Genomic DNA, 23765 nt, shown 5'->3' with positions numbered 1-23765 from the left:
GTCTCACACTCTTGGCAGGCGAAGCGTGGCCTTCAGGCCCGGTGCGTCCGCGGGTCCGTCCGCATCATCCAGGATCAGTGCGCCGCCATGCATGTCCGCCACCGAATCCACCAGTGCCAGACCAAGGCCCGAGCCCGGCTGGGTCCGCGCGGAATCCATGCGCTGGAAGCGTTGCACAACGCGTTCGCGCGCCTCAACCGGCACACCGGGCCCGGAATCGATCACGGTCATGTCCACCGTCCCATTCGGCCCGCGCGTGATGGAAAAGCTGATCTCGCCGCCTTCGGGCGTATACTTCACCGCATTGTCGAGCAGGTTCGAGAGCGCCTGTCCAACAAGGTCCCGGTCAGCAAGCACGACCAGATTGCGCGAAATCTGGCTCTTGAAGCCGAGCCCGGCCTCCTCGCACGCCGGATCAAACAGTTCGGCCAGCTCTTCACCCAGTTCGGAAACATCCATCCGCACCCGCTCGCCTTCTGCGCCCGCCTCAAGCCGGGCAAGGCGCAGGATGGCGTTGAAGGTGCCCAGCACGCGGTCCACCTCCAGCACGGTCTCTTCCAGGGTCGCCTCCGCGCTTTCCCTCGTCATCGGCTCTGACAGGGCAATCTCCAGCCGGTTGCGCAGACGAGACAGGGGCGAGCGCAGATCATGTGCGATGGCGTTGCCGGTGTGGCGGGTGGAATCGACCAGCTTCTCGATCTGGTCCAGCATGGCATTGAGGCGTGAGGCGAGACGGTCAAACTCGTCACCAGACCCCCGCACAGGCGCGCGGCGCCCCAGTTCTCCGCCCATCACGGCCTCCGCCGTCCGGGCCAGTTCATCCGCCCGTCGTGCAGCCCCGCGGGAGATCAGGATACCGCCCAGCAAGGAGAAGATCAGCCCGATCGGCGCGGCGATGAAGATTGCCCGCTGGATCCGTCCGACAATCGCAGTCTGCTGTTCGGTGTCAAACGCGACCAGCAAGGCCCCGCCATTGTCGCGCAGGCGCACGATGCGGCCCGCCGCTGGCCGGAATATCTCCGTACCGTCCGGTTCATGCTGCAGGAATTCGAAATAGACGGTCTGCACATCCTCTTCCGGCGGCGTGGTTGGCATTCGTCCGAAATGGCCGGCAATCTTCCGGCCCGAGGAATCTTCGAGATAATAGAAATAGGTGGAGCCCGTCCGCGTCATGCGCTCCAGAACTGACTGGCTGAGCCGCTCCATACCGCCGGTAAAGTAGGCATTGCCGAGCTGCTCGAATTCAAGGTCCATCCGCCGCTCGCTCTCCGCGCGGATGTAGTAGACCGTCGAATAATAGAGATAGACCAGCAACGCAGCCGAGAACGCCGCAAACATGGCGCTGTAGATCAGCGCCAGTTTGAACGTTGTCGTCTTCAGGAAAGTCGGCAGGGCAAGTTTCATACAGCGCTTGGTGCCAGCCGCCTGCGCGGGCGTCTAGCCCTGCAGGCGATACCCGGCGCCGCGCACCGTATGAAGCAGAGGCTCATCGAATTCCTTGTCGATCTTTGCGCGCAGGCGGGAAATATGCACGTCGATGACATTGGTCTGGGGGTCGAAATTGTAATCCCACACCTTCTCCAGCAACATCGTGCGCGTCACGACCTGTCCGGCATGGCGCATCAGATACTCCAGCAGGCGGAATTCGCGCGGCTGCAGGTCAATCTTCTGGCCAGCCCGCGTCACCTTGCGGGTCAGCAGATTCATTTCCAGATCGCCTGCCTTCAGAACGGTGATTTGCTGCTCCACCGGCAGGCGGCGGCCCAGCGCCTCAACGCGCGCGGCCAGCTCCGCCGGGGCAAACGGCTTGGCCAGGTAATCATCCGCGCCAACCTTCAGGCCCTGCACCCGGTTCTGGACATCGCCCAGCGCCGACAGGAAGAGGGTTGGCGTCTTGCCGCCAGCCTCACGGTATTCCTTGACGAGCGTCAGGCCATCTTTCTCCGGCAGCATCCGGTCCACCACAAGCGCATCGAACTCCGATGATCTTGCCAGGGCCAGGCCACTGTCGCCATCTGTGGCCATGTCGACGCGGTGGCCCGCCTCAACCAGAACCTTCTCGATAAAGCTGGCCATTTCAATATCGTCTTCAATCACGAGTACATGCATGGCGTCTTCCTGAACTGTCTCCAGCATCAGACCCTCCTATTCGGCGTCCGACAAATCAATTGTGCGATAATTCGTGATCTGCCCGATACGGACGGCGACCAGAACTTTCGTGCGCTTGGCCTGCTTGGCATCGCTGATGGCCTTGCGCAGGGCATCAACGCTCGTTGCGGGCTTATTGTTCACTTCGAGGATCACCATGCCGGGTTGGAAGCCTGCTTCTTCAAGCACACCATCCTTTGAAACCTTGGTGATCAGGAGGCCATTCTCCCCGGCTTTCAGGCCAAGGCGCTCGCGCAACTCGTCATCCATCTGTTCGAACGTGCCGCCGACTTCGGAAACCGCCTGGCCATCTTCGACCGCGTCATCCGATGGGGACGAACTTGAAGGTGTGATGTTCGCATTCGGATTGCTCGGGCGTTCGCCCACGGTCACGTTGATCGTCTGTTTCTTGCCACCGCGAATGATCTCAAACCGGTTGGCGGTGTTCGCGATCAGCTTGCCGACAAGGCGCGTGGTGGACGTTGCGTCCGTCACCTTGTCACCATTGACGGACAGGATGATGTCACCGCGCTCCAGTCCGCCCTTCTCGGCCGGGCTGCCGCTGGTGACATCTGCGATAATCGCGCCTTCAGCATCCTTGATGCCCTGGGCTTCCGCCATGTCTTCGGTCAGGTCCTGGATCGCCACGCCCAACCAGCCACGGGACACTTTCCCGTCCTTGATCAGGGCCTTGGTCACTTCATCAGCCAGTTCTGCCGGGATGGCAAAGCCGATGCCAACCGAACCACCCGTTGGGGAGAAGATCGCCGTGTTTACGCCGATCACATTGCCGTTCAGGTCAAAGGTCGGGCCGCCGGAATTGCCGCGATTGATCGAGGCGTCAATCTGAAGAAAGTCTGTATACGGGCTATCGGGGCCAATCTCGCGACCGTCCGCCGACAAGATGCCCGCCGTAGCTGTGCCGCCTAGGCCGAACGGGTTACCCAGCGCCACGACCCAGTCGCCTTTGCGCATCGTGTGGGAGTCGCCGAAATTCACGAAGGGGTATTCACCCCCTTCCGTCACGCGCAGCACCGCAAGATCTGTCTGAGCGTCCTTGCCGACGAGCTCAGCATCCAGTTCGCGCCCATCCTGCAAGACAACCTGAATTGCGGTCGCGCCGTCCACGACGTGATTGTTGGTGACGATGTAGCCATTTTTCGAGATGAAGAAGCCTGAGCCGAGCGAACGCCCTTCCTGGGTTTCCGGCTCTTCTTCCTCTTCCTGGCGGCGTTGTTCCATGAACTCGTCCAGGCCAGGCATGCCGCGGAACTGTTCGAAGAATTGCTGCATGTCGGCCAGGCGGCCAACTTCGCGCTCCGTGGTAACATTCACGCTGACAACCGCAGGCTCGACCTGCTCGATCAGGTCCGCAAAGCTGAGCGGTGCACCAAGCGGGGCTTCAATCTGAATCGGCTGGGCGCCGGCCTCCGGGCTGAAGACCTGTGGGGCCAGAGAGAAAGAGCCCACCATCGCGACGCCTACCAGCGCTGCTACCATGGCCTGTCTCGATATGCCGATTGTCTTCATTCCTGTCTCCAAGTCACTGAAAAATTTGCCGGTATTGGGCATGTGGTCCAAACATTAACCTGCCACAAGCATTGTGGTCATTAAAAGACAGCAAGGTTATTTTGCCTGAATTCCCCATAATTGGCACCGCACCACACGGTATTCCCTCAACTGCCCGATGACTGCGGCGAAATCAGGGTAAATCTGAGGGTAATCCTCCACCGCGCTGTTTCCCCAATAAATTTTTCGCATCCCCGGTGAATTCCCTTGTAAGACTCGAATTTTCGGCCCATTCTGTAATAACAACAGGCTTTGGGGGGTATTTCCGCAATCACGCCATGTCTCTTTTGCCGCCAGTCGGCACTAGGGACCGGGCGTTTGCATTCGGTCGTGGAGGGCTGCCCCCAAACAAGTTGCCGGCGTCGCACAGGCCCTTACGGGAACTGCGGCATATGCCTCCGGAGGCAAAGGTCCCTGCCAGGACTCACCTTCCGGGCCATTGCAATCGTCAAGCGCGTCCCCACCCAGCTGACGAGTGTTATGGAGCGGCGTCGGCATCCCACGACAGGAAGACTCCCCACTCACCGCCGCGCGTTTTCTGGCGCGCCTTGTTTGCTGGCCACTCTTGATTTCCCTAGGCGCGAATGCTCTTGAGCGAGCATTGCCCCGGCCGGGGAAAGGACAGACACGCATGTCAAAACCACTTTCTCTCTTGCTGACAGCGCTGGCCACAGCCGCGCTCGGCATCTCTGCCTGGATGTTCGCGCCGCCGGGAACGCTGCTCCTGACGCTCTGCCTTGGCGCGCTCCTTCTGGCGCTCAGCATCATCGACATTCGCAGCTTCACGCTGCCCGATCCTCTTACAGCCGGAATTGTCCTGCTGGGCATCGCCATGGTCTGGCTGACACGCCCGGAGGAATGGCGAGCGCATGCCATTGGCGGCCTTGCCGGATATCTCGTGCTGGTCGCCATCGAAGTCGGCTATCGCCGCCTGCGCGGGCGGGACGGCATCGGGCGCGGTGATGCGAAACTCCTCGGCGGTCTTGGCGTCTGGACGGGGTGGATGGGTCTTGCACCCATCATGCTTGCGGCGTCTGCTTCGGCCTTGATCGGCGTCATAGCGCTGGCCGTGACAGGCATTCGCAAGGCAGATGCCGACACAGCCATCCCGTTCGGGCCGTTCATTGCGCTTGGTGGATGGGTGGTCTGGCTTGGGGCGCCATACCTTCTGCCAGCTGGCGTCTACTAGACGTCTTCCGGCGCGATCGGTTCAACCGGTGCTGCCTTGCGAGAGCGGGCAATCTGCAGGCCGATCCAGCCGCCGATCAGCAATAATGCGAATGGCAGGCCCCACAGCATCCAGCCAGCCACGCCCTCCGCCTTCGGACGGAACAGAACAAACTCGCCATAGCGATCTTCAAACCAGGTGCGAACCTCTTCGTCGCTTGCGCCTTCCCCTACAAGGGTGCGAACACGTGCGCGCATGTCCTCGGCAATCGGCGCAGAGGATTGCGAGATTGGCTCATTCTCGCACGCCACACAGCGCAGCTCCCGCATCAGATCCTGCGCGCGGACCTCTTGTTGCGGATCGTCCAGCGCCACGTCTTCGGCAAACGCCGCACCCGCCAACAAGACACTGATCAGGATAATGATGATCTGCTTCATGCTTTCCGCCTCGGCCACAGGCTGAACACACCGCCCAGCGCCATCAGGAGTACGCCGAAGTATAGCAGATCAATCATCGGGTTGTAGTAGACGCGGAACACCCAGCGCGGTTCGCCCTCCACCATGCGCTGTTCGCCCAGCGCCGCATAGAGATCGCCCGTGCCGGTCTTGTGGATCGCGGTTTCCGTGGTCGGCATCTGCGCGGCCGGGTAATAGCGCTTCATCGGGGTCATCACTGCGCGGGATCCACTACGCGCAGCCGTCAGAACCGCGCGGTCAGCATACCAGTTCGGTCCCTCAATCGCGCGCACTTCATCCAGTGTCAGCGTCCAGCCGATTACCTCGGCCGAGCCGCCTTCCGCCAAGGCCACCGTGGTTTCATAGCGTCCGGTCGTCTCCACAACGGCCCCGATCACGAACAGGCCCAGCCCCAGATGCGCCAGCGTCATGCCCCAAACACGCGGCGGCAGTCGGAAGATGCGGCCCGGCGTGATCGCCCGGCGCTTCAATTCCCAGACAGAGCCGAGCACCAGCCACACGCCCAGCGCAAGACCAAGCGCTGCGCCGATGGAAATGCTCCACAGGCCAATGCCCAGCGCAACGAAGACAAGCGCCAATGCTGCGCCGCCGACGGCCCATTTGGTCCAGGATTTCAGGTCTGCCTTGCCCCAGGCCCAGGCCTGCACGACCGGCAGGATGATCAGCAACACGCCCAGCATCGGCGTGAAGGTCAGATTGAAATAAGGCTCCCCGACAGAAATCGTGCGCCCTGCGGCCTCCGCCATCAGCGGGAACAGCGTGCCCAGCAGCACGGTCAGTGTCGCCACGATCAGCACGATATTGTTCGCCATCAGCGCGCCTTCACGGCTGAGCAGCGCCCAGGGTTTGCCACCCGCCAGCTTTGGCGCGCGCATCGCGAACAGGACCAGCGCGAAGCCACCATAGGCCAGCAATCCGCCCAGCAGCAGCATTCCCCGTTCCGGGTCGACCGCAAAGGCGTGTACAGAGGTCAGGATGCCCGAGCGCACGAGGAATGCGCCCATGATCGAAAACAGGAAGGCCAGCACCGCCAGCAAGGCAGACCAGGCCGCAAAGCCTTCGCGCTTTTCCGTCACGACCACCGAATGCAGCAATGCCGCCCCAATCAGCCACGGCATCAGGGACGCATTCTCCACCGGGTCCCAGAACCACCAGCCGCCCCAGCCAAGCTCGTAATACGCCCAGTAGGAGCCGAGCGCGATGCCCAGCGTAAGCGGAATGAAGGCCGCCAGAGACCAGCGCCGCGCTTCCCGCGCCCAGACGGCATCAATGCGCGCCTCCATCATGCCCGCCGCGGCCAGCGCGAAGACAAAGGAATAGCCAACATAGCCGAGATACAGCATGGGCGGATGAATACTCAGCGCCGGATCCTGTAGCAGGGGATTCAGGCCCGCGCCCTGAAACGGGGCCGGGTCCAATCGCAGATAGGGCGAAGATGCAAACAGCAGATAGGCCAGCGATCCGACCGCCAGCAATCCCTGCACGCCCAGCGCCCGGGCCTCGAACAGGTCACGGCCTGTGCGCATCCACAACGCCCCTGCCGCGCCAAAACCGATCGTGACAAGGCACCACAGCGCCATGGACCCTTCATGATTTCCCCATGCCCCGGCGATCTTGTAGAGCATCGGCTTCAGCGTGTGGGAATTGTTCGCCACCAGCGCGACGGAAAAGTCAGATCGTGCAAAGGCGATGATCAGCGTCACGAAGGACAGCGTCATCACGCCAAACCCGGCATAGGCTGCCAGCGCTGCGAGGCGTCTTTCTCCTCTCAGTCCGAACAGGCCCTGAGCCAGCGCCGCTGCCAGCGCGAGAAAGGCCGCGAAATGGCCGAGTTCGATCATCCGGCTGCGTCCAGCGGTTTCAGTTCGCGGGGTTGGTAATTCTCGTCATGCTTGGCCAGGATCTGCCGGGCCGTGAAATCGCCCTCTGGCCCGAACTGGCCGGTGGCAACCACGCCCTGCCCCTCGCGGAACAAGTCTGGCGCAATCCCGGTATAATTCACGCGGATCGTGTGGGGGCTGTTATCAATGACCGTAAAGATCATGGTCGCGCCATCATCGGAATAGGTCAGCGAGCCCGGCTCAACCCAACCACCAACCTTGACCACCTTGCCCGTTTCCGGCTGGCCATTCTCGGCCAGGATTTCCGGCGTATAGAACAGGTTCGCATTCTCGCGCAGCGCCATAAACGCCAGCGCCGCCGCCGCCAGAAGCAGCAGCGCCGCAATGCCAAACATATAAAGCCGTCGTGTCCGTGCGCGCATGAAAGGTCTTATAGGGTGTGTTGGCCCATGTGGGGAGTGCGGCGAATGTAGCCGGTTTATTCGGTTTCCGGTGCAGCGGCCTCACCACTGCCCAGCGCCTCGATCATCGGGGCGAAGCGTTCGCGGCGGGGGTCGTCTTCCGGCAGGCGGGAATAGATATAGCGCATGGCCTGTTCGGCCTTGGCCTGATCCCCTGCCTGCGCCGCGCCCATGGCCGCCCACATGCCGGCCCGCACCTGTGTTTCGTCCAGCTCATAAGCCTTCGCAAACAGACGCGTTGCCTCCGGTGAAACGGCGCCATTGTTCAGATCCACCAGCGCATCGGCCAGCGCCAACAAGGCAGGAACATATTCGCCATCGCGCCGCAGGGCGGACTGATAGGCGCGCGCCGCATCTGACGTGCGGCCCTGAGATCGCAGGATTTCTCCAATGAAGAAATGTGGCTGCGGGTCGTCCGGGCGCTCCTGCACAGTGGCTTCCAACCGCGACAGGGTCTCCGCCGGCGTCAGCGATTGCGGATTGGTCTGTATCTTCTCCATCAGGCCCGCCTGACGATCCTTCATGGGCTGGTCGCCCATGCCGGGCTTCCCGATCAGCAAATAACCGCCCACCGCCACGGCGAGACAGACCACAAGAATGATCCAGTTCGTCCGCGTCATGGTTTCGGAAACCTCAGCTGTGCTTTCAGGCCGCCAAGCTCCGCATCGCCCAGCTCCAGTGAACCACGATGCAACTCGGCCAGCTCCTTCACGATGGACAGGCCAAGACCCGTACCCGGCGTGGTCTCATCCAGGCGCACACCGCGTTTCAGGGCGCCTTCGCGCTCCTCCGGTGACAGGCCCTTGCCATTGTCCTCGACATCAATGGTCAGGGCCGCTGCCGTGTCGCGCACGCGCACCAGCACTTCGCTGCTCGCCCATTTGCAGGCATTTTCCATCAGATTGCCGACCATTTCCTCAAGATCCTGTTTCTCCCCCCGGAACACGGCCCCCACCCCGCCGTCAACAGACACGTTGACGCCCCTCGCATCATAGAGACGGTTCAGCATGCGGGCGATGCCATCAATCACGGGGCGCAATTCGGTGCGTGCGCCAAGCGTCTGCGCGCGCGCCACCATCTGCGCCCGCTTCAGGTAATGTTCCACATTGGTCTGCATGCTTTCGGACTGACGGCGCACCACATCATCCAGTTGTGTCTCGCCGGTCGCTTCATTGCGCAAAACGGCCAGCGGGGTTTTCAGCGCATGGGCCAGATTGCCCACATGGGTCCGTGCACGCTCTACCACCTGCCGGTTATGCTCCAGCAGCTTGTTCAGCTCATCGGCCAGTGGGCGCACTTCCGCGGGATAGTCTTCAGACAGTCTCTGCCGCGTGCCTTCGCGCACTTCGGCAATGTCGCCCCCGATCCGCCGCAAGGGTCGCAGGGAGAATGAAATCGCCACAACCATTGCCGCAAACACGCCTCCGAACAGGGCAATCATCGTGACCAGCAAGAGGCTGCGGAAGCGGCTGGTCGCTGCATCATTCGCGGCCCGGTCTGCTGCCGTGACAAGGATCAGCGGTGTCTCGCGGTTCTCGATCAGGATCGCGCGGGAGGCCACCCGCACGCGCTGGCCTGCCGGCCCCTCAAAACGGAAGTTTCCAAACATGGTCAGGCCGGGATTCATCAGTGTCCGCTCAAGCTGGTCTTCATTCAGGGGCACTGGCTCGTCCCACAAGCTCCGTGAGCGGATGTCGCCTGCAATACTGCCCTCTGAATTCACGCCAACAATGGACCAGTATCGGCCGGAATATTGCGTGCGAAAACGTACGTCGCCTGCAAAGAATTCCCGCTGGGAATCCGTCACCCGGCCATCTTCCAGAAACGCGTTCTCGCGGGTCATTTCCCGTGTCAGGCCGACCAGGGTCTGCTCCAGGTCTTCTTCCAGCAGGCTCAAGGTCTGCGCGCGATACACGGCAGACAAGGCAATCGCCCCGCCAATCAAAACGACAAAGCCCCATATCGCTGCGGCCAGCATGATACGCCGGGCCAGCGACAGCCGGGTCCAGCGATCCATCAGGCTTGGTTTGGAAGCGGCGCTGTCGCTCATGCTGAGGGCTCCGGCGCGAAGCAGGCCTTATCCGGCGACGCGGGCTTCGGCATCCGGCACAACCAGGCGATAGCCAAGGCCGCGCTCTGTCTGAATCCGGTCCGTGCCAATCTTGCGGCGCAGGCGGCCGATGAAAACCTCGATCGTGTTCGAGTCACGGTCAAAATCCTGGTCATAGATATGCTCGACCAGTTCCGTGCGCGGCACGACGCGGCCCATATGGTGCATCAGGTAGGACAGGACGCGATACTCATGTGCGGTCAGCTTCACCGGTTCGCCATTCACACTGGCCCGTGCAGCGCGGGTATCGACCACCAGCTTGCCAGCCTCCAGCGTTGCGGCGGAGTGACCGGCGGCCCGGCGCAGCAAGGCACGCAAACGCGCCAGCAATTCCTCCGTGATGAAGGGCTTGGTCAGATAGTCGTCCGCGCCCGCGTCAAAGCCTGCAACCTTCTCGCTCCACGAATCGCGCGCGGTCAGGATCAGCACCGGGAAGGACTTGCCGTCCGCGCGCCATTTCTTCAGGACGCTGACGCCATCCATCTTTGGCAGGCCCAGATCCAGGATCACCGCATCATACGGCTCGGTATCGCCCAGGAAGTGGCCGTCTTCGCCATCGGCGGCCAGGTCGACTGCATAGCCGGATTGCGACAGCACGTCGGCCAATTGGCGACGCAGGTCTGAATCATCTTCAACAACCAGGATACGCATCAATACGTCCCTCCGAATTCAAAAATACACTGTCGGGTCATGCGCCCTGCCGGTCAAGCACGCGGCCAGACCGGGCGTCCACCGTGAACCGCATCTTGCGACCATCGCCGGTCATCCAGTCGATCTTGTAGCGCGGATTGCCGCCATTATCGAACAGGTCTGCGTTCAGTTGGTAACCGCCATACTGGCGCTTCAGATTCTGGAAAATCTGGCTGAGCGGCACCGTTTTGCCTTCGCGTACCGAATCGCGCGCCTGGCCCGGCGACCATTGGTTACGCCAGTCCTGCGCGATCGCCGGTGGCGTCATCACAAGGCCCAGGGCCAGAAGAAAGGCAGAAATCCGTCTCATGGCTTTGCTGTATAGGCATCAGGCTCTGAATACCAAGTGAACATATCCGCGCGGATTCCTTCACTTTCAGCAGACAGCAGCGCATCGACGTGCGCCTAGCCTTCGCGCTTGCGTGCGCGGCGGGCAAGCGCTTCGGCTTCGACTTCGGGGTCCGACGCGATGACCAGCCCGCGCATCACCCCCTTCATGACCGCCGATGTCCGGTCGAAGACTTCCAGCTTCGCGAAGATGCGCTTCACATAAGTCCCCACCGTGTCCGGGCTGAGGCTCAGCGTTTCGCCAATCGCGGCATTGCTGCGTCCCTGCGCCATCCAGTGAAGCACGTCGAGTTCACGGCTCGACAGATTCATCTCGTAATTCAGCTCCAGCGTCATCAACTGGCAATAGCGCAAATAGGCGGTCTGGGCGGCCACCTGGAACAATTGCATGTCCACGGCATGAAGGCTGTCCTGGCCAGTCTCGGAACTTGCCGCGATGAAACCGACCCGCGCCGCAGGTCCGTAAGTTGCGACACAGACACCTTTCTCCATGCCCCAGCTTTTCAGGTCTTCCAGATACGTCGTCTCGTTCTGGTTCAGCACCACATCAGAAGGCAGATGATCCCAATGAAAGGCCGAGCCGATCCGCACGGCGATATCCGGCAACGGGTCATCCATATGGCGCGCGTCGAGATAGGCGTTTTCCCATTCAAGCGGAAACCCGGCATTCACCAATGTCCGCCCTACCGAGCGGTCATGCCCGATGGGAGACAGGCAGATCACGCGCGGCATGCCCATCATGCTGAACACGGAAACAGCTTCGGCTCGCAGATCCTGCAAAGACCGCGCAGTCAACAAAGCTGAAATACCGTCCAACATGTCGCTCACCTTTCCAACACCCCGAACGATGCTAGATGGCTTCCCCTGTTCGGCAAGAAAAAAGCACCCTCTCCCTTTCGGGGTCGGCGCGCCGGACCATTTCATCGAATGATCCGGCGATGCCGAAAGCGCGCACAATGCACGCCTGATGGTGCCTGCGTCCCCCACAGCCACGATGGCAATCTATCTCAATCTCCGGCTTTCGCCAAAGAGATTCCTCCATCATGGGTGGAGCGCGCTTTCCATGAAAAAATGCAATCGATGGAAACTTTCAGCATCCAACTGCTAAAACACGAATTCATGATCTGACATTTTGTCCGTACATTTTCGCCAGGCCAAATCGCCCGTCCTGTATATTTCACTACACGATGAAAAAATCCCGGACTTCAGCGCCCGGCTGCCTGGCCGCAATTATGGTAAACGCGACCAATCTGATTTCCCTTTTGGTAACGCAACCACGTCAGTGAGATTGGCGGACTGATGGGTTTACCTTTTTTATGTACAATGTGTTGACTTGCATAACGACCGAGCACGATCTCTCGCACGTTATTGCCGCGCTTCTGGTTCTGACGTTCAGCAATTGCTGTTCGCTTGTCGTGTTCCGCCGCAGCATGGTGGCCGTACAGCTGCAGAACCAGATTTTCTGGGCGATTGCTGCTGGAACGGTCGTCGGCCTGGGCATCTGGTCCACGCATTTCATCGCCCTGCTCGGCTACAAGCCCGGCTTTGAAGTTGTCTTCTCGGGCGGACGCACCATTCTCTCCGCCATGATCGTGGTCACCGGTTTCGTGACCACTGCGCTATTGATGCGGATGAATTCCGATGTCCTCGTGCGGGTGCTTTGCGCAGCGATCGCCACCGCCTCGGTCGCCGCCATGCACTTCTGCGGCATGACCGCCCTGAACGCCTCAGCCATCATGGAATACGACCAGATGATGGTCACGACTGCCCTGGTGCTCGGCTTCATGGGATACGTTGCGACCTATCTCACCGGCGCGAACCCCAGCATCCCGCGCAGCACCCTGCTGGCCACCGTGTTCAGCATCATCGCGGTTCTCTCCATCCATTTCATCAGCGCCACCGGCACCACGATGATCCCGGTAAAGGGGTTGGAAATTCCAGCAATCGCGCTGCGTTCAGGCGGCCTCAGCATCATTATCGCTCTGGCCATGCTGCTCGTCGTCTTCATCTTCGCGATGGCCGCAGGGCTCGACAATCAGTTCCAGCGCATCCGCAACAAGGAACAGCGCAAACTCTTCGTGCTGGCCGATGCCAGCAGCGAGGGCCTGTTCGTAGTCGCCCCGGACGGCACGATCCTGTCCACCAACTCATCCGCGCGCACCATGTTCAAGGATGACGGCCCCGACGCACGCAAACTGGAAGACCTTGGTTTGACGCCGGAGCCAGAACCAGAAACAGAACAGATGCTGGTCGGCAAGAAGATCCAGGACATCCTGCAGATCAAGGATGAGGACATCACCTTCGCCGGCAATCACGATTTCGGTGAGCGGCGACTGCGTTTCTCTGACGGTCGCGAAATGGTGGCGACGGTGTCCAGCCGCTATGTCAGCGAATCGGATGGCGATTTCATCGTCTTCGCGGTTCATGACATGACCCAGCGTGTCCGCGCAGAAGCCCGTGTGCGTACGCTGGCCTATCGCGACTCGCTGACCGGCCTCTACAATCGTGTCGCCTTCAACATGGCGCTGGAATCTGCCGTCAGCAAACGAACAGGCACCAACCCGCATGAACTGGCCGTCCTCATTATCGACCTCGATGAGTTCAAGGAGGTCAACGACCAGTACGGGCATGGCGCAGGTGATACGCTGCTGAAATCCATCGGGCGCCGCCTGTCCAGCCAGCTTGAAAAGAAAGACGTTCTCTCACGTCTCGGCGGCGACGAGTTTGCGGTTCTCCTGCGCGGTCGCAAATCCCAGGACGAGATCACGGATGTCGCCAGCCGCATCCTGACGGCCCTGTCAGACCCCATCGCAATCGGGCGTCGGAACCTGTCCAGTGGCGGCAGTATTGGCATCGCCATGGCCTCCAGAGGCAATCACAGCGCAGCGCGCCTGCTCACCTTCGCAGACCGCGCGCTCTACTCCGCCAAGGAAGCCGGGCGCAATTGTTTCCGCTTCTATGACGCCGAACTGCACAAGCAACAGATGGAGGCACGCAATCTTGAGCGCGCCTTGCACAAGGCCGTCGAGAATGACGAACTCGTGCTCCACTTCCAGCCCAAGGTGAATGCGGCGACCCGGGATGTTGTTGGCCATGAAGCGCTGGTGCGCTGGAACCGTCCCGGCATCGGCCTTGTCGGCCCGGACACATTCATTCCGATTGCTGAACAAAGCATGCTGATCGTCGAGATTGGGCGCTGGACCATTCAGGCCGCCTGCCGCGCGGCACGCCACTGGGGAGAGAATGAGTCCGTCGCCGTGAACCTCTCCGCCCGCCAACTGCTCGATGCAGACCTGGTCGATACCGTCCGCACAGCGCTTACCGAAACGGGCCTGTCGCCAAACCGGTTCGAACTGGAGATCACGGAAACAGCCATCATCCACAACACCCAATTGGCCACCAGCATCCTGCTCGACCTGAAGAGTCTGGGCATCAAGATCTCGCTGGATGATTTCGGAACCGGCTATTCCTCGATGAGCTATATTCAGGAATTCCCGTTCGACCGTATCAAGATCGACCGCTCCTTCGTGACCTCCATGAATGTCGATCCGAAATCACGCGCCATCGTGGAAGCGATCATCCATCTCGCACACTCGCTGCAAATCCCCGTCGTCGCGGAAGGCGTTGAGACAGAGGACCAGGCCGAAGCCCTCGCCCGTCTCGCCTGTGAGGAATTGCAGGGCTATCTGATCGCCGCGCCGGCGCCGGTAGAGATCATCTTTGAAGACGACACGCTTCTGTTCGAACCGGCACAGGCCTGATCGCCTAGCGACCCTCGGCCCAGTCCTTGAGGCCGGGATCTTTCGGATCGGACAGAACAATCTCCAGCCGCGCATAGAGATTGCCCGGCGTTGAGGTTTGCACGCCCTTGCCCCGCAGGCGAAGCTGAGACCCGGTATTGGACCCCGCAGGCACTTTCAGCGTCACCGGCCCGGATGGGGTTTTCACCTCCACACTGCCGCCCAGCACAGCGGTCTTCAGGTCAATGGCGACCGTCATGCGCAAATCCTTGCCATCGCGCTGCCAGACCTTGCTCTCGGGCACCTGGATTTCCAGCAGCGCATCTCCAGGCGGGCCACCATTCGGAGAGGGCTCCCCCTGGCTTTTCAGGCGCAGCGTCTGGCCAGTTTCCACGCCGGCTGGAATGTTCACGTCCAGCGCCGTCCCGTCCGCCATCGTCATCCGGCGGCGTGCGCCGGTGACGGCGTCCTCAAAATCAATCGACACGCGATAGCGCACATCCCGGCCCTTTGTCGGACCGGCGCGGCGCGAGCGTCCACCGCCGAACATGCCGGACAGGATGTCTTCAAACGGGTCGCCTTGCGCGCCGCCAAACGGATTGCCGCCGCGCCCTTCCCAGCGATAGGAACCACCCCCCTGCCCATAGGGCTGGCCGCCACCGCCAAAGCCGGTCGGGTTGCCGTCGCCATCGATCTCGCCGCGATCGAATTTCGCCTTCTTGTCCTTGTCGCCCAGAATGTCCCACGCGAGAGAGACGCGCTTGAACTCTTCCGCCTTGGCCTTGTTGTCCGGGTGCAGGTCGGGGTGCAGGTCCTTTGCCTTCTGGCGGTAGGCCTTCTTGATGTCGGCATCACTGGCCGAACGGTCCACGCCGAGCACTTTGTAAGGGTCAAGAGCCACGGGCCGGGCATCCTTCTGTCTGCGAGTCACTTATCCGCACACAGTTAGGCCCTCCCGCAGCGTATTGAAACCCGGAGATTACCTTACCGGGTCGACCCGCGCGGCATAGCACCCCGGCCGGGCATTGTGCAGATGAAGATAGGCAACGCCCTCTTTCGACAGCATGTCCGGTATCGCCGTGGCCAGGTTCACGCCTTCCGCCACATCCGCTGCGACCATATCGTGCGCCTCATTAAAGGCCCGGATCGAGATCAACCGCAATGTGAGCGATTCCGGCACCTCGCCCAATTCCGGCTGGGCTTGCTTCGCACCCGCCCGCACGAATATCGCATGGGACGCGCGGTAGGGCGTCGCCTCATCATGGTGGCAATGGTGCAGCAGGAACACCGTCTCCCCGATGTCTACATCCTGCAGGCTGACCCGGCACGGATAGCCGGGATTGGCATCCACAAGCCGCTTGTGAATGTTCTGCGCGGCCAGTTCCGCATCAGACAATTGGGTCAAATGGGCGAACTGGCCTGCTGGCAGGGCGCGGATCTGGAAAGTCATGTCGGGGTCCTTTGTGCTTCATGAAACACCCTGTCGGCCGCGCTCCGCTCGCGCCACCCGATACATGCTACGCCCCGCAGGATTGCCACGCCCCAATGCGCCCGTCCGGCCCAATCTCTGCCACGCGCGCAGCAACCGCCCCAACAGGCCAGACGGCGGATGGCACTTCGACAATCTCCGACGCGGAAAATCCTGAACCGAAATCGAACGCCACCGCGAACCGGCCTGCGTTCTCCGCTTCCGGCAGGGCCCAGCTTTCCGGCACATCCGCCCCGCGCCGTGTCCAGCTCAACTGGTCGCCCACGCGCCTCAGATGCGCAACCGGCCAGGGCCGGCCCGCCTGATCCTCGAACGTCTCCGCCGTTGCGGTATCGTCGGTGACCGCTTTCCACATCATCTCCACGCCGAGCGTCTCGCCGCCAAGGCGCGCCCGCACCACAGCGGCATCCAGCATCACCAGCCGCGCGCCAATCTGGGCCCTGCCCGGCACGCTGCCCCTTTGCCCCCTCAACAGGCCGCTGAGCTGCCAAACATCCGGCGCAACAAGGTCCGCGCTCTGGAACTGGATGCACTCCCAGCCCGCCTCTGTCTCAAGCAGGGCCGCGTTGCCGCCGGACAGCACCTGCCCCGCTGGCAGGCTCGCAAACTCTCCCCCCGGACAATACACACTCAGAACCGTCGCAAGATCCCACCGCCCGACGGGCCCCGGTCCGCACGCTTCCGTCAACCGTCCGATCACGGCAGGCCGGGAGAGGCGCGCCACCTCATTCAGCGCATCCTCCGCGAGCCCGGCCAGAACCGTCACCTCGCCCGGCCACGGATCGGCCCATGCCGCGACAAGCGGGCCGGTCTCCTCTTCAAATTCCGGCAGGTGCGGCGCATCCATGATGACCAGATCCACCCCGCCAAACACCGCTGCCTCCGGCGGCGCGCTGCCGGCCCCTCCCGCACGGACACGCGGCATCGGTGTCAGTTCCTCATGGCAGGTGAGCGCGCGAACACCGCCGCGATCCACCACATCGCTCACCCGCCAGACCGCGCCATCCTCCAGCCGCAGCCCATCGCCGGGCTCTAGCGCCAATGCCGACAGCGGCAACGCACAAGTCAGGCTCTCGCCACTCGCCGCCGTTTCAAGCAAGGCCCCTGCCACGGCCTCCGCCCGGCTTGCCCCAAGGGCCAGTGGCAAGGTCACATCCTGCACAAGCCGTGCATCTCCCCCGCTCACGCGCGCTCCGGCCAGCCCCGGTTGGTAGTCCGCCTCAAGATCAATATGCGACAGGCGAAGGCGCGCCGGGGCCTTGTCCAGCAGGCCGCGCGTGCGCTGTGCCCCCGTCTCGGTCAGCGCCGCCGCCGACACGTCCAGCACCTCGCCCTCACTCGCCATGCGGAACACCAGTGCGCCATCACGCTCGACGCACTCAAACCCGTACGCCAGTTTCAGCGGCTCCAGCGCCGCGCGCACCGAATGCACCCCGTCGAGGCCATAGCCCTCAACCACGCCGTCCAGTCCGGAGACGTCAACATCTTCCACGCCGCCCCGCGCGCAGATGTCCGCCACCACATCGGCCAACGGTGCAAGGCCCGACCGGCCATTCAGCCAATGCCCGCGCGCCCAGTTTCCGCCATCACTCCAGACCGTCTCCTTCAGTGGCCAGGCTGGAAACGGTCGCCCATCCCACGCCCAGACATAGGCGGCCTCCACCAGTGGTTCAGCCTCCCAATGCGGCAACACCGCCGCCAGCGCCCGCCTCTGGAACACCTCGTCCCGCGCCCCGCTGGAATAGGGCGGCAGCGCGCTTTCGCTGCTTTTCGGATCATAGAACACATTTGGCGCATTCCCGCCCTTGTCGACCGCCGCAAAGCCGATCTCCATCAGGCGAACAGGCTTCATCCCCGGCACCCAGCCGGTTGGCGCGGCCTCCCGCACCCCTCCGGGACGCTCATGATGGAAATGCCCGGCCCAGCCCGCAACATCTTTCTGGCGGAAGATAAAGTGCTCCCCATACGCACCGTCCTGAATAGACAGGCGCGTCTGTGCATCGCGCGCCGCGCCATCGGCATAATACCAGTCATACGCCTCGCCGCCTGCAATCTGCGATGCCAGATAGGCCGGGTCGTCCGCCGCCTTATATCCCGCCAGGGCGTCCAGGTGCGCCGCGCCGTCGCGCCAGTCGCCAAGCGGCGGATACCAGTCCACCCCGACGAAATCCACATCCGCGCTTGCCCATAGTGCGTCGAGCGGGAACAGCACATCCCCTGTTCCGTCACCCGGCACATAGGCGCCATACTCGGTCCAGTCCGCCGCGTAGGAAATGTCCGCCCCCGGCAGGATCGCCTTCACCTCCGCCGCAAGGGCCACCAGCGCCTCCACAAACGGAAACGCGCCCGCCTCGTCCCGCACACGGGTCAGCCCCACCATCTCGCTGCCGACCAGGAACGCCTCCACGCCCCCCGCCTCAGCGGCCAGCTGCGCATGATGCAGGATGAACCGCCGGAAACCATTTGCGCCGTTCACGAAGGCGTCGATCTCGCTGCGCGCCGCCGCTGTGCCATCTGCCGACACGCCAATCCGCCCGCGCCACGGAAAGCCCTCGCTATCCATGAACAGGAAGGGCGACAGCGTCACCGACAGGCCCCGCGCGTTCATCTCCCGGATCGAGTCAATCACGCACCGGTCCGCGGGCGTGCCGCCATAATTCGGATGGCCGCCTTCATCGCGCGAAATGACATAGGCATCCCCCCGCGCGACACCGGCCACCTCCCAGGCATAGGGCACCGTCACACGCTCGCGCACTTCCACGCCGGGATGGATCTCACACATCCCCGCCGCAATACTCGTCCCGAACCAGCCCACGGTCAGCGCCACATGGGAAACACGCGGCAAATCTGTCTCCAGCTGGTCCAGCGAGACAAGCAAGTCCGCCCGCGCCTCACCGGACCACGCATTCAGCGCACGCTCCTTTCCGGCAAACACCTGCTCGCGCACAATCTCGGTCGAATAGACAAACTCACCCGACGCCGGGATGATGTTCACCGCCGTGACGACATCCGACAGCCCCGGCTCCGCTCCGCCCGGCGGCACGCGCTCCACCTCGAAAGAGAGCTGCGGCAACCGGTTGCCAAATGCGTCCAGCGGCAAATCCTCGAACACGATATAGGCCGTGCCGCGATAGGCCGGCGCCTTGCCTGTCCCCTCGATCATTTCGATCAACGGGTCCGGCGCCTGCGCGTCATCGCCGGGATAGACGCGGTGCACGACGCCAGACAGGTCAAACGCCTCACCATTCGCCCAGGCCCGCCGCACGCCAAGGATCAGCCCCTCGCCCAGCGCCACGGCAAAGCTCACCGAATAGTCATACTCGGTCAGCTTCGGCCCGCCCTTGCTGCCGGCGCGGCGGGTTGTCTTTGTCTCCTTGAAGCGCGCTGCCCAGATCACCTGACCGCCCACCCGCATCCGGCCGTAAACGGAGGGCAGCCCCGCGCCTTCCCGCGCCTCCATCAAGGGCAGGGATTTGACACGCGGCCCCTCCTGCGCCGGGGCGAAAAATGCGCCCACCGCCCGCCCGGCCAGACTGCCGAGAGACTTGCCAATCGCCGCGCCGGAGAGTTGCCGCCCAAGCAGGTTCAGCCCTTGCGGCAGGGCCTGTTGCCCGATCGCCTGCCCGACACTTGAAAACACGATCTGCGCCATTGCCTAGTCCTCTACGCCGGGAAAGCTGAATGCCGCCACGGCCCGCCTCTGCCACCACGGCACCAGCCGCGTTTCCACTACCGCCCGCCCCCAATAGGCATGCACAATCCGCCCCGGCGCAGACAGCACGCCGCAATGCTTGGCCGGCACACCGCTCGCCATACGGAACACCAGCACATCGCCAGCCTCTGCCGCGCTGACCGGCATTTCCACCAGATGCGTCCGCGCCGCCGCCAGCAGCGTGTCCTCGCCCGTCACTTCCGCCCAGTCCGGCGAGTAAGGCGGCACAGGCTGCGGCTCCGACCCGATCAACTCCCGCCACACCCCGCGCACCAGGCCAAGACAGTCACAGCCCGCGCCCTTGCGGCTGGCCTGATGGCGATAGGGCGTGCCAAGCCAGCCCCGCGCCGCCGTCACAATATCCTCTCGTCTCATCGCCTGCCCCCATCATTGCCGCTCGCCGCAGGGCCGAGCAGAACGAAATCCGCCCCCGGCAGATGCGGAAATCCGCGAAAGTTCTGCGCATTGCCAAACACATCCGAACACGTCGAAAACCTATGGTCACAAGCCAGTCCAGGAAACGCATCCACATTCACGCCGCAGCGTTCATCGCCCAGCACGGCGTCGCACTGGCGCGCATAGACCCGGCCCAGTGGGCGCTCGAATTCTGCCTTCCGGCTGACCAGCTGCGCTTCAAACTCGGCCTCACCGCGCGTCACGTCGCTCAGCCATCCGCTCCACACCGTTACGAACAAATCCGGCCGCTGCCAGTCGGCGCGGATCACGTCGACGCGCGCGCCATCCCACTTGCCCGCCGCCAGATCGGCTTCGGTGATCGCCTCATGCGACAGCGCCCCGCCCGCCGGCGCATGGCCTGGCCTCAGATCAGCAGACTGCGCAAAGCTCGCCCCCTCCAGCGCCGCGCCGGACTGGTAGAGAATGCCACCCACCTCCAACGCCCGATCATGCTCCGTCACCGCCAGCACGAAACCATCCGCGCGCGTGATCCGCCAACAGAGACAGGTCGTTGCCGCCCCACTGGCCAGACGCTCTGCAAATTCCTGTTCAATGATCCGCATGGTGCCTATCCGATCAACTCGACCAGAGGCACGCGCAGCGCCTTGCCGGCACCAAAGCCTTCCAGCGTGATGTCCAGCCGGTCGGTGTCGAACCGTACCGGACAGTCGAAGCGATACCCTGCCGTCACCGCCCCGCCCGGCGCTGGCGCAGCATCCAGCGTCACCTCCCCCGTCGTCGCGTCCAGACTGAACTCCGCCGTCGCGCCATCCACGGCTACGAGCACGCTGCCCGCCACCGGCTTCAGGATCCGCCGTTGATGATCGCCATACGCCTTGACCAGCTGGAACCGCGTCGCCACCCCATCGCCTGTGCCAATTCGCTGATCCGTGGCCGAGGGCATCTCCCCCGCCGCGCAGGACCGGTCATCCAGCGCGTCACGGAACCGAAACCCACAGAGCCGTCCGCCGCGCGCCTCGAAAAAGGCCACAAGATCCTGCAACGCATCCAGCTTCAGCGCCGCGCTGCCGACATCCCATCGCCGCCGAGAGCCCGCCCAGACCGCATTGCGCACTTCCGCGCCACTCGCCAGAGTCACCACCTCCGTGCGCCGCTCCGGCCCGCCTGTCGCGGCCAGCGCCAGCGGCACGGGAAAGCTCACCTCATGGAAATTCGTCACACTCACAGGAACCGCCCCCCGCCTGCCACGATCCGCGCCAGCAATGCGCTGAGGGATGCTTCGCTGCTTTGCCCAGACTGCTCCGTTTCCGGCGCATAGTTCATGTTGAGGGTCACCGCCTGCTGCGCGCCGCCCCCCACGCTTGCCATCGCGACAACGCTTTCCGCCGCCACGCGCGCCAAATCTTTCAGGATGCTCTCTGCCATGCGTTCAAAGTCCAGTTCGCCGGACCGTGCGGCTTGCCCCAACGCGGTCTCGATGCTTTGCCCGGCCTTGCCGAACACCGCCTCCAGCGCTTCAGCCGCCTGCACGCCCGGCCCTTCGGCCAGATTGCGCAGCGCATCGCTGGCGGCGGTCAGGTCACTCTCAAAATCGTTCACTATTCACCTCTCTTCTGCTCACCCGAAAAGCCCGCGCCCTTGCTTCGACTTCGCTCAGCATGAGCGCTTCTCAAGTCCGGACTCATCCTGAGCGAAGTCGAAGGATGAAGCGGTACGAGCCTCACCTTCCGCCTCATCCGGAAACCCCGCCATCAATTCCGAGAGCCGCCCAGCCTTCAGGCCCGCTCCCCGCTCCGCCAGCCATCGCCACTCTTTCAGGGACAATCGCCAGAAATCCGCCGGGCGAATCCCCGCCGCCAGCGCTGACCGCATCATCTCCGACCACGGCAACATCAGCCCGCCAGCCCCAGCCGGAACGCTTCGGCCACGGCCCGCGCCGCAGCGCCCGAGGCCACATGCTGCGCACCCAGCCGCCCGGCAATTTCCGCTTCGCCGCCGCCCCGCAAAAGCGCCGCCAGCACAATCATCAGATCTGCCGCCGACAGCGCCCGCATCCGCGCCTCAAGGTCGCTGATCCGTACACATCCGAACGCCGCCTCGATCTCTGCCAACGCGCCTAGCGTCAGGCAAAGCCGCCGCGCCTGCCCACCGATCACCAGCTCTGTCTCGCCCCGCGCCGCATTCATGGCAGCACCTCAAAACCCAGCCGCCCCGCGCTCTCCAGCGTCACGGAAAATTCCGCCTCGCCATCATGCGCGCCGCTCCAGCTCAACTCGGTGATCTGAAAGGCACCTTCGAGAATGCCGAAATCCGGCAGGATCAACTGCCAGTCCGGCGCCTCGCCCGCAAAGAACACGGCCCGCATCCGCGCGTCGCTGGCGGCATCCTTGAACACGCCCCGCCCGGTCACGCGCGCGGTCTTCACGCCCGCCCCGTCGATCAGCTCCCGCCACGCCTCGGCGCTGTCGGCGCTGGTGCCGTCCACCATCCCCGCCGACAATTGGATACGGCTTGCCCGCACCCCGGCCAGCGTTGTGAAGCCGCCTGCGCCATCTGCAATCTTCAGCAGGATGTCCCTGCCTCTCTGGCCTGCCATCAGCCTGCCTCCTCTGAGATAATCCGAATCCGGATGATGCCGCGAAAGGCGCGCTTGTCGGCGGTGCGCATCACATCGCCATAGACGACATGCGCCAGCACCACTTGCACGCCCGGCACGCTCCAGGCCGCGCCTTCCACCGCCGCGCGCAAGGCCGCCACCGCCGCCTTCGCGCCTTTCAGCCCGTCTTCCCGCGTGAACACGGCCAGCGTCAGGCGGTGCTCATGCCCGTCCACCAGCGCCGCCCCGGCGGGCGTCACTTCATGACGCTCCAGCTCGGCATAGGGAAAGAGCGGCGCATCGCTTTCGGCGTCGAACACGCGCGCGGGATTGCCGAACGTGGCCTGTACGCCCGCATCTGCCCGCAACAAATCCATCAGCGCGCTTTCGATGGCGGCCTCGACGCTCATAGCCTCCGCTCCCGCCGCGCGGCCAGGATGGCGGCGACCTCCTCCGGCAGGGCCTCGCCCGCCTCGCGCCGATAGGCCGCCAGCACCAGCCGTTTCAGCGCCTGCACCAGATCCTCCGGCACATCCGCCGCCGCGCCATAGCCGGTCACGAAGGTGACATCCGCATATCCGCCCGGCGGAATGGATGGCAGCGCCACAAAGGGCTTCAGCCGCAGCCGCCCACCGCTCAGCGCAAACCGCGCGGTATAGAGCTGCGCGGCCCCCTCGGCATCCAATGTCTCGACCGAGACCAACGCCGAAGCCGGCCCCGGCACCAGCCGCATGCCGGTCCGCGTTACGCCCGCTGGCCAGCGGTCGAACCGCCGTTTCACCGTGCGCATAACGAGGGCCAACCCCGTCTCCGCCTCCAGCCGCGCCCGCGCCGACGCGATCAGGCCGGTGACGAGATCATCCTCGCCCTCATGACCGATGCGCAGATAGGCTTTCGCCGTATCGAGAGACAAAGCCTCCCCGTCCGGCGGTGAGATCACCGTCAGATTGTTCATTCTTGTTTCCTTCTGGTTCTTTCTTCCCCCGCCTGCGGGGGAAGT

At 63.2% G+C, this 23765-nt stretch carries 25 protein-coding genes; 2 read left to right on the top strand and 23 right to left on the bottom strand.

The genetic code is table 11. The annotated features are described in order from the left end of the window. Positions 1–3: 3 nt before the first annotated feature. The 3 genes from HF931_RS09305 to HF931_RS09295 are packed head-to-tail and all read right to left on the bottom strand — an operon-like array spanning position 4 to position 3678. Complete coding sequence (locus HF931_RS09305) at positions 4–1404, bottom strand: sensor histidine kinase (protein ID WP_035549886.1); 1401 nt, start codon at positions 1402–1404, stop codon at positions 4–6. A gap of 33 nt (positions 1405–1437) precedes the next feature. Further along, positions 1438–2109 (bottom strand): response regulator transcription factor, encoded by a 672-nt coding sequence (locus HF931_RS09300; RefSeq protein ID WP_035550031.1) that lies wholly within the window; start codon positions 2107–2109, stop codon positions 1438–1440. A 36-nt stretch (positions 2110–2145) separates the two neighbouring features. Further along, the gene (locus HF931_RS09295; protein WP_273239814.1) at positions 2146–3678 is read right to left on the bottom strand and encodes a Do family serine endopeptidase; all 1533 of its coding nucleotides are present in this window, start codon (positions 3676–3678) and stop codon (positions 2146–2148) included. 670 nt (positions 3679–4348) lie between these two features. Here HF931_RS09295 and HF931_RS09290 point away from each other — a divergent pair. Then, a complete protein-coding gene (locus HF931_RS09290) occupies positions 4349–4906 on the top strand; it encodes a prepilin peptidase (RefSeq protein ID WP_051602550.1) in 558 nt (185 codons plus the stop codon). On the opposite strand, the gene HF931_RS09285 is transcribed toward HF931_RS09290, so the two are convergent. From HF931_RS09285 to HF931_RS09250, 8 genes are all read right to left on the bottom strand, one after another. After that, complete coding sequence (locus HF931_RS09285; protein WP_035549889.1) at positions 4903–5322, bottom strand: cytochrome c-type biogenesis protein; 420 nt, start codon at positions 5320–5322, stop codon at positions 4903–4905. The two genes, HF931_RS09290 and HF931_RS09285, sit on opposite strands and share 4 nt — an antisense overlap. Beyond that, the gene (locus tag HF931_RS09280; RefSeq protein WP_035549892.1) at positions 5319–7202 is read right to left on the bottom strand and encodes a heme lyase CcmF/NrfE family subunit; all 1884 of its coding nucleotides are present in this window, start codon (positions 7200–7202) and stop codon (positions 5319–5321) included. The genes HF931_RS09285 and HF931_RS09280 overlap by 4 nt, the downstream gene beginning before the upstream one ends. Next, positions 7199–7624, bottom strand: a complete 426-nt coding sequence (locus tag HF931_RS09275) for a cytochrome c maturation protein CcmE (RefSeq protein WP_035549894.1) — start codon at positions 7622–7624, stop codon at positions 7199–7201. The genes HF931_RS09280 and HF931_RS09275 overlap by 4 nt, the downstream gene beginning before the upstream one ends. A 56-nt stretch (positions 7625–7680) precedes the next feature. Further along, positions 7681–8283, bottom strand: a complete 603-nt coding sequence (locus tag HF931_RS09270) for a tetratricopeptide repeat protein (RefSeq protein WP_035549897.1) — start codon at positions 8281–8283, stop codon at positions 7681–7683. Then, on the bottom strand, positions 8280–9713 hold the full coding sequence (locus HF931_RS09265; protein WP_051602551.1) for an ATP-binding protein: 1434 nt from the start codon (positions 9711–9713) through the stop codon (positions 8280–8282). Before HF931_RS09265 ends, HF931_RS09270 begins: the two co-directional genes overlap by 4 nt. A gap of 27 nt (positions 9714–9740) precedes the next feature. Then, the gene (locus tag HF931_RS09260) at positions 9741–10424 is read right to left on the bottom strand and encodes a response regulator transcription factor (RefSeq protein ID WP_035549900.1); all 684 of its coding nucleotides are present in this window, start codon (positions 10422–10424) and stop codon (positions 9741–9743) included. A gap of 37 nt (positions 10425–10461) precedes the next feature. Next, the gene (locus tag HF931_RS09255; RefSeq protein WP_035549903.1) at positions 10462–10773 is read right to left on the bottom strand and encodes a PepSY domain-containing protein; all 312 of its coding nucleotides are present in this window, start codon (positions 10771–10773) and stop codon (positions 10462–10464) included. A gap of 95 nt (positions 10774–10868) precedes the next feature. Beyond that, positions 10869–11630, bottom strand: a complete 762-nt coding sequence (locus HF931_RS09250; protein WP_035549906.1) for a helix-turn-helix transcriptional regulator — start codon at positions 11628–11630, stop codon at positions 10869–10871. A 509-nt stretch (positions 11631–12139) separates the two neighbouring features. Here HF931_RS09250 and HF931_RS09245 point away from each other — a divergent pair. Beyond that, on the top strand, positions 12140–14572 hold the full coding sequence (locus HF931_RS09245) for a bifunctional diguanylate cyclase/phosphodiesterase (RefSeq protein ID WP_273239809.1): 2433 nt from the start codon (positions 12140–12142) through the stop codon (positions 14570–14572). Between the two features lie 4 nt (positions 14573–14576). On the opposite strand, the gene HF931_RS09240 is transcribed toward HF931_RS09245, so the two are convergent. The 12 genes from HF931_RS09240 to HF931_RS09185 all read right to left on the bottom strand — a co-directional run bounded on the left by HF931_RS09240 (position 14577) and on the right by HF931_RS09185 (position 23720). After that, positions 14577–15452 (bottom strand): J domain-containing protein, encoded by an 876-nt coding sequence (locus tag HF931_RS09240; protein WP_273012575.1) that lies wholly within the window; start codon positions 15450–15452, stop codon positions 14577–14579. Between the two features lie 78 nt (positions 15453–15530). Continuing rightward, the gene (locus tag HF931_RS09235) at positions 15531–16001 is read right to left on the bottom strand and encodes a DUF1203 domain-containing protein (RefSeq protein WP_273239807.1); all 471 of its coding nucleotides are present in this window, start codon (positions 15999–16001) and stop codon (positions 15531–15533) included. Positions 16002–16068: 67 nt separating this feature from the next. Beyond that, on the bottom strand, positions 16069–19692 hold the full coding sequence (locus tag HF931_RS09230) for a baseplate multidomain protein megatron (RefSeq protein WP_273239805.1): 3624 nt from the start codon (positions 19690–19692) through the stop codon (positions 16069–16071). A 3-nt stretch (positions 19693–19695) separates the two neighbouring features. Further along, positions 19696–20127, bottom strand: coding sequence for an NlpC/P60 family protein (locus HF931_RS09225; protein WP_273239803.1), 432 nt, complete (start codon positions 20125–20127; stop codon positions 19696–19698). Continuing rightward, positions 20124–20771, bottom strand: coding sequence for a DUF2163 domain-containing protein (locus HF931_RS09220; protein ID WP_273239801.1), 648 nt, complete (start codon positions 20769–20771; stop codon positions 20124–20126). The genes HF931_RS09225 and HF931_RS09220 overlap by 4 nt, the downstream gene beginning before the upstream one ends. A 5-nt stretch (positions 20772–20776) precedes the next feature. Next, entirely contained in the window at positions 20777–21394 is a 618-nt protein-coding gene (locus HF931_RS09215) for a DUF2460 domain-containing protein (RefSeq protein WP_273239800.1), read from the bottom strand. Further along, positions 21391–21768, bottom strand: coding sequence for a phage tail tape measure C-terminal domain-containing protein (locus tag HF931_RS09210; protein ID WP_273239798.1), 378 nt, complete (start codon positions 21766–21768; stop codon positions 21391–21393). Before HF931_RS09210 ends, HF931_RS09215 begins: the two co-directional genes overlap by 4 nt. A gap of 54 nt (positions 21769–21822) precedes the next feature. Then, on the bottom strand, positions 21823–22062 hold the full coding sequence (locus tag HF931_RS09205) for a phage tail assembly chaperone (RefSeq protein WP_273239796.1): 240 nt from the start codon (positions 22060–22062) through the stop codon (positions 21823–21825). Next, positions 22062–22355, bottom strand: a complete 294-nt coding sequence (locus tag HF931_RS09200) for a GTA-gp10 family protein (RefSeq protein ID WP_273239794.1) — start codon at positions 22353–22355, stop codon at positions 22062–22064. Before HF931_RS09200 ends, HF931_RS09205 begins: the two co-directional genes overlap by 1 nt. Continuing rightward, on the bottom strand, positions 22352–22765 hold the full coding sequence (locus tag HF931_RS09195; RefSeq protein ID WP_273239792.1) for a phage major tail protein, TP901-1 family: 414 nt from the start codon (positions 22763–22765) through the stop codon (positions 22352–22354). Before HF931_RS09195 ends, HF931_RS09200 begins: the two co-directional genes overlap by 4 nt. Next, positions 22765–23175 (bottom strand): DUF3168 domain-containing protein, encoded by a 411-nt coding sequence (locus HF931_RS09190; protein ID WP_273239790.1) that lies wholly within the window; start codon positions 23173–23175, stop codon positions 22765–22767. The genes HF931_RS09195 and HF931_RS09190 overlap by 1 nt, the downstream gene beginning before the upstream one ends. Then, the gene (locus HF931_RS09185; protein WP_273239789.1) at positions 23172–23720 is read right to left on the bottom strand and encodes a head-tail connector protein; all 549 of its coding nucleotides are present in this window, start codon (positions 23718–23720) and stop codon (positions 23172–23174) included. The genes HF931_RS09190 and HF931_RS09185 overlap by 4 nt, the downstream gene beginning before the upstream one ends. Between the last annotated feature and the right edge of the window lie 45 nt (positions 23721–23765).

Source organism: Hyphomonas atlantica corrig. (genome assembly GCF_017795365.1).
Taxonomy (GTDB): domain Bacteria; phylum Pseudomonadota; class Alphaproteobacteria; order Caulobacterales; family Hyphomonadaceae; genus Hyphomonas; species Hyphomonas atlantica.
The sequence above is the reverse complement of the archived record's forward strand: the minus strand, read 5'-3'. Positions and strand labels throughout refer to the sequence as shown.

Bases quoted from the DNA above. Each gene is read 5' to 3' on its own strand.
- HF931_RS09185 (WP_273239789.1), bottom strand. From the start codon at position 23,720: ATGAACAATCTGACGGTGATCTCACCGCCGGACGGGGAGGCTTTGTCT.
- HF931_RS09255 (WP_035549903.1), bottom strand. From the start codon at position 10,773: ATGAGACGGATTTCTGCCTTTCTTCTGGCCCTGGGCCTTGTGATGACG.
- HF931_RS09285 (WP_035549889.1), bottom strand. From the start codon at position 5,322: ATGAAGCAGATCATCATTATCCTGATCAGTGTCTTGTTGGCGGGTGCG.
- HF931_RS09250 (WP_035549906.1), bottom strand. From the start codon at position 11,630: ATGTTGGACGGTATTTCAGCTTTGTTGACTGCGCGGTCTTTGCAGGAT.
- HF931_RS09260 (WP_035549900.1), bottom strand. From the start codon at position 10,424: ATGCGTATCCTGGTTGTTGAAGATGATTCAGACCTGCGTCGCCAATTG.
- HF931_RS09200 (WP_273239794.1), bottom strand. From the start codon at position 22,355: ATGAATGCGGCGCGGGGCGAGACAGAGCTGGTGATCGGTGGGCAGGCG.
- HF931_RS09225 (WP_273239803.1), bottom strand. From the start codon at position 20,127: ATGAGACGAGAGGATATTGTGACGGCGGCGCGGGGCTGGCTTGGCACG.
- HF931_RS09280 (WP_035549892.1), bottom strand. From the start codon at position 7,202: ATGATCGAACTCGGCCATTTCGCGGCCTTTCTCGCGCTGGCAGCGGCG.
- HF931_RS09295 (WP_273239814.1), bottom strand. From the start codon at position 3,678: ATGAAGACAATCGGCATATCGAGACAGGCCATGGTAGCAGCGCTGGTA.
- HF931_RS09235 (WP_273239807.1), bottom strand. From the start codon at position 16,001: ATGACTTTCCAGATCCGCGCCCTGCCAGCAGGCCAGTTCGCCCATTTG.
- HF931_RS09230 (WP_273239805.1), bottom strand. From the start codon at position 19,692: ATGGCGCAGATCGTGTTTTCAAGTGTCGGGCAGGCGATCGGGCAACAG.
- HF931_RS09270 (WP_035549897.1), bottom strand. From the start codon at position 8,283: ATGACGCGGACGAACTGGATCATTCTTGTGGTCTGTCTCGCCGTGGCG.
- HF931_RS09205 (WP_273239796.1), bottom strand. From the start codon at position 22,062: ATGTTGCCGTGGTCGGAGATGATGCGGTCAGCGCTGGCGGCGGGGATT.
- HF931_RS09290 (WP_051602550.1), top strand. From the start codon at position 4,349: ATGTCAAAACCACTTTCTCTCTTGCTGACAGCGCTGGCCACAGCCGCG.
- HF931_RS09195 (WP_273239792.1), bottom strand. From the start codon at position 22,765: ATGGCAGGCCAGAGAGGCAGGGACATCCTGCTGAAGATTGCAGATGGC.
- HF931_RS09305 (WP_035549886.1), bottom strand. From the start codon at position 1,404: ATGAAACTTGCCCTGCCGACTTTCCTGAAGACGACAACGTTCAAACTG.
- HF931_RS09265 (WP_051602551.1), bottom strand. From the start codon at position 9,713: ATGAGCGACAGCGCCGCTTCCAAACCAAGCCTGATGGATCGCTGGACC.
- HF931_RS09275 (WP_035549894.1), bottom strand. From the start codon at position 7,624: ATGCGCGCACGGACACGACGGCTTTATATGTTTGGCATTGCGGCGCTG.
- HF931_RS09300 (WP_035550031.1), bottom strand. From the start codon at position 2,109: ATGCATGTACTCGTGATTGAAGACGATATTGAAATGGCCAGCTTTATC.
- HF931_RS09220 (WP_273239801.1), bottom strand. From the start codon at position 20,771: ATGCGGATCATTGAACAGGAATTTGCAGAGCGTCTGGCCAGTGGGGCG.
- HF931_RS09190 (WP_273239790.1), bottom strand. From the start codon at position 23,175: ATGAGCGTCGAGGCCGCCATCGAAAGCGCGCTGATGGATTTGTTGCGG.